At 55.7% G+C, this 289-nt stretch carries 1 pseudogene; it reads right to left on the bottom strand.

Features of this window, described 5'->3' with window-relative positions:
* Positions 1 to 207, bottom strand: a pseudogene (locus SB756_RS29320) (iron siderophore ABC transporter substrate-binding protein); the annotation flags it as partial.
* Positions 208 to 289 lie beyond the last annotated feature (82 nt).

The following is a 289-nucleotide window of genomic DNA, read 5'->3' as shown; positions in this document are numbered from 1 at the left end:
GGTCAGCAGTTCAAGGTTAGGTTCTGTGCGCAAACCGACGTCGATCACTGAGTCCGGCAATGGTGGTTCGCTGACCCACAGGCGATAGTTGATGGTATCCGCCACGCCGTAAGGCACGATGCCGAGCGCCAGCAGTAATTCCACCGGCAACCACTCCAGCGCCACAATACGATTGGGATCAATAGCCGCCGCGTGGGCGGTATTCATCTGCCATAACAACGGAGAAAGCGCCGTCGCAGTTAACAGTCGACGGCGCGAAATAAGAGGTAAGCCGCTCATCAATAAACAA

The sequence above is a fragment of the Pseudomonas sp. SIMBA_068 genome (assembly GCF_046534705.1).
Lineage (GTDB): Bacteria > Pseudomonadota > Gammaproteobacteria > Pseudomonadales > Pseudomonadaceae > Aquipseudomonas > Aquipseudomonas putida.
Note: the sequence above shows the minus strand (reverse complement) of the source record. Positions and strands in the feature narration are given on the sequence as shown.